4 protein-coding genes are annotated in these 3,614 nt (G+C 65.7%); all 4 read right to left on the bottom strand.

Annotation, left to right across the window (positions count from 1 at the left end):
- Positions 1-284: 284 nt before the first annotated feature.
- Positions 285-1,103 carry a tol-pal system protein YbgF gene (gene ybgF / locus AC1VAN_RS15095; RefSeq protein ID WP_025874667.1) on the bottom strand — a complete coding sequence of 273 codons (819 nt, stop codon included), beginning with the start codon at positions 1,101-1,103 and terminating at the stop codon, positions 285-287.
- 3 nt (positions 1,104-1,106) lie between these two features.
- Positions 1,107-1,625, bottom strand: coding sequence for a peptidoglycan-associated lipoprotein Pal (pal, locus tag AC1VAN_RS15090; protein WP_025874668.1), 519 nt, complete (start codon positions 1,623-1,625; stop codon positions 1,107-1,109).
- Between the two features lie 64 nt (positions 1,626-1,689).
- The gene (gene tolB, locus AC1VAN_RS15085; protein WP_033831823.1) at positions 1,690-3,009 is read right to left on the bottom strand and encodes a Tol-Pal system beta propeller repeat protein TolB; all 1,320 of its coding nucleotides are present in this window, start codon (positions 3,007-3,009) and stop codon (positions 1,690-1,692) included.
- Positions 3,010-3,258: 249 nt separating this feature from the next.
- Positions 3,259-3,614: TonB C-terminal domain-containing protein (locus AC1VAN_RS15080; RefSeq protein ID WP_480986102.1), on the bottom strand; the 356-nt coding region annotated here is incomplete at its 5' end.

The raw sequence follows: 3,614 nt of genomic DNA, 5'->3' as shown, positions 1-3,614 counted from the left end.
ATCTCGCTGGGCGTGGCAACGGCGGCGGACGGGGGAACGGCGGTCATGGCAGGGACTTCTTGGTGGGACACGTGGCGGGTGGGCTACCGTGGCCGGTAACGAAAGCAGCCGAGCATGGCTCGGCTCTACAACAGCAGCCGGTCGGGTATGGCCCGACGGGTAATGCAAGTCGCCGGGCATGGCCCGGCGCTACCGGATCCGGACGGGTTTGCCGACCCGGAAACGAAAGCAGCCGAGCAAGGGCTCGGCGCTACGGGGAACACATTGTACGCCCGGTCAGCGGATCAGCGGATCTGATTGCCGAGGCGGATCGACTGCAGGCGGTCCTGCGCGGTACGCGCGGCGTCCGAGCCCGGGTATTGCGCCACGACGGTCTCCAGCGTCTGCTGGGCCTGGTCGACCTTGCCCTCGCCGTACTGCGAGAGGCCGACCTTGAGCAGGCCGCCAGCGGCCTTGTCGTGGGTGGGATAGCGCGAGAGCAGTTCGCGGAACTGGGACTCGGCCATCGGGAAATTGCGGGTGGCGTAATAGCTTTCGCCCAGCCAGTACAAGGCATTGGGGGCGTAGACGCCGTTCGGGTACAGCTCCAGGAAGCTCAGGAACAGCTGCGCCGAATCATCGTACTTGCCCGCCTTCAATGCGTCGAAGGCCACGTTGTAGGACGTACGCTCGTCACCGGTGACGGCCAGGCTGCCCGGGTCACCATGGACCGAAGGCGGCCGCTCGGAAGTGGCCGCCGCTGCGGGTTTTGCCGGGGCTGCAGGAGCCTTCGGTGCGCTCGCCGGAACCGCAGGCAGGGCCGGGGCGGCAGAGCCCCCTTCCAACCGGTTCAGGCGGCTGTCCAGATCCAGGTACTGGTCCTGGGCGGTCTGCTTGAGCTGGGCGTTGTCGTGCTGGAGTTGCTCGATCGAGGCCTGCAGGCTGGTGACCTGCTGCCGCAGCTGGTTGATCTGGTTCAACAGGTCCTGGTTGGCACTGTTGTTGTACATCTGCTGCTCGAGCGAACCGACGCGGTCGGCCAGGCTCTGACGTTGTGCATGCGCCGGTGCGGCAGCCACGAGGGCTGCCGCAACGACCAGCATCAGTTTGATGCCAAGGCGCATGGATTACTGCGCGGTGTAGACGATTTCGACGCGACGGTTCTGCGACCAGCAGGACTCGTTCGACTCGGTGCAGACCGGACGCTCTTCACCGTAGGACACGACGGTCAGCTGCGAAGCCGAGCCACCGTTGGCCTGCAGTGCCGAGTTGACGCCGTTGCCACGACGCTCGCCCAGGGCCTGGTTGTACGCGCGCGAACCGCGCTCGTCGGTGTGGCCCTGCAGGGTGATGCGCGAGGACGGACGGTCACGCAGGTACTTGGCGTGGCAAGCCATGATGGCCTGGAATTCCGGCTTCACGTCTTCCTTGTCCAGGTCGAAGTAGACAACGCGCTGACGCAGGCAGGCGTCGGTGTCCAGATCGCCCGGGCCGTACAGGCCGGAGGTGGACGGACCGGTCGGGGTGGTGGTCGAGGTGCCGGTATCGACCGGAGCCGGGGCTTCTTCCTTGACCTTCTTCGAGCAACCGGCCAGGACGGCCACGGACAGCAGGGAAACAAGCAGAACGCGGGTGGACTTGTTCATGGCGATACCTTTGTGGCTCCTAAGCCGATGAGGGGTTCAATACAGAGAAAATATTAACACTCTTTTAGCGCTGGGTACGGTATGGGGACCATGCCGGCTCGCGCACATCACCGTCTGCCAGGACCAGGCGCTGGCGCACGCGCGCATCGGCCGAGACGGCGTACAGCACACCACGACCACCCTCACGGGCGGCATACAGCACCATGCTCGCGTTGGGCGCGAAGCTCGGCGATTCGTCCAGCGAACCCGGCGACAGCGTGCTCCAGCGGGGCGAACCCAGCGAGCTGTCCATCATCGCGATCTTGTAGCTGTTGCCCGAACCCTGGGCGACAGCGATCTTCTTGCCGTCGTAGGACACCGAAGGCTTGGCGTTGTAGTTGCCCTGGAAGGTCACGCGCTCGGCGCTGCCACCACCGGCACCGACCTTGTAGACCTGCGGACGGCCGCCGCGGTCGGAGGTGAAGTACACCGCACTGCCATCCGGTGCCCAGGTCGGCTCGGTATCGATGGCGAAGTGGTTGGTCAGCTGGGTCAGCTGCTTGCTGCCCAGATCCATCACGTAGATCTCCGGGTTGCCCGAACGCGACAGGGTCAGGGCCAGCTTGCGGCCGTCCGGCGAGAAGGCCGGGGCGCTGTTGATGCCGCGGAAGCTGGTGACCAGCTCACGGGCGCCGGTGGAGATGTTCTGGATGTAGATGGCCGAGTTGCCACGCTCGAAGCTGACGTAGGCCAGCTTGTTGCCATCCGGGCTCCACGACGGCGACAGCAGCGGCTCGGCCGAACGCACGATGGTCTGCGGGTTGAAGCCGTCCGAATCGGCCACCATCAGCGCGTAGCGCATGGCGTCGCCCTTGCCGCTGGCGGTCACGTAGGCGATGCGGGTCCAGAAGGCACCACGGACACCGGTGATCTTCTCGTAGATGGCGTCGGCCATCTGGTGGGCAACGTCGCGCATGGCATTGCCACGGGCGGTCATCGCCAGGCCCAGCAGGCGCTCGCCCTTGGGCACGTCGAACAGTTCGTACTCGACGCGGTAGGCGCCGGCACCGGCGTCCATGACCCGGCCGACGACGATGTAGTTCTGCTTCAGCGCGCGCCAGGTGGCGAACTGGATGTCACCGCCACGAATCGGCTTTTCGACGATCTGCGCTTCGGGCAGCGTGCGGAACTGGCCCGAACGTTCGAGGTCGGCACGGACCACGCCGGCGACGTCGGTCTGCGGAGCACCGGCTGCACCCTGGTAGGGCATCGGCACGATGGTGATCGGGAGGGCGGAGGCATTGCCGCCGATGATGTCGATATCCAGCCCCTTCTGCTGCGCGACGGCAGCAAAGGGCAGCAACAGGGCCGCAAACACGGCAAGCCAGCGAGGCATCTTCTTCATGGAGCGCTCAAATAGGGGGAACCGGAACGAGGGATAACAAAACGGCAGTGAACCGCTTCGCAATCATGAACCAAGGGTACGTGAATTCCTGGTCAGTGCCAGCCGGGTCTCTCACATGCCGTTAACGTCGCGGCCACCTTTCGTGCGGATGACTCGTCCCAAGCATGGCGTGGACGGGCCCGTACGATCCAGAGCTAAAGGCGTCATTGGATGACGGGACAGCCCCAACGGGCTGCCCTGCCCCGCGCCTCAGCGATCCTGGGCGGTGAACGTGAAGTTGATCGTGCGTGCGAATACCTGCTCGAAACCGCGGTACGGCAGCGGCTGGGCGTTGAGCACGGCGGCCTCGATCGAGCGCTTGCCGGCTTCATCGAACGGGCAGCCGGCGCTGACCGTGGCGCTGCGGACGGTACCGCCCGGCAACTGGTTGATGGTGATCTGGCAGCGTTGGCCCAGCGGCACGCTGTCCGGACGCACCCACTGCGCCAGCACCTTGGCCTGGATGGCCGCCGCGTACTTGGCAGACAGATCATCACTGCTGCCACCACCACCGGCAGCCGGCTGTGCTGCACCACTGGCACCGGCAGCAGCCGTGCCTGCGGCAT

It is taken from the genome of Stenotrophomonas sp. 05L44_2 (assembly GCF_056665995.1).
Note: the sequence above shows the minus strand (reverse complement) of the source record. Positions and strands in the feature narration are given on the sequence as shown.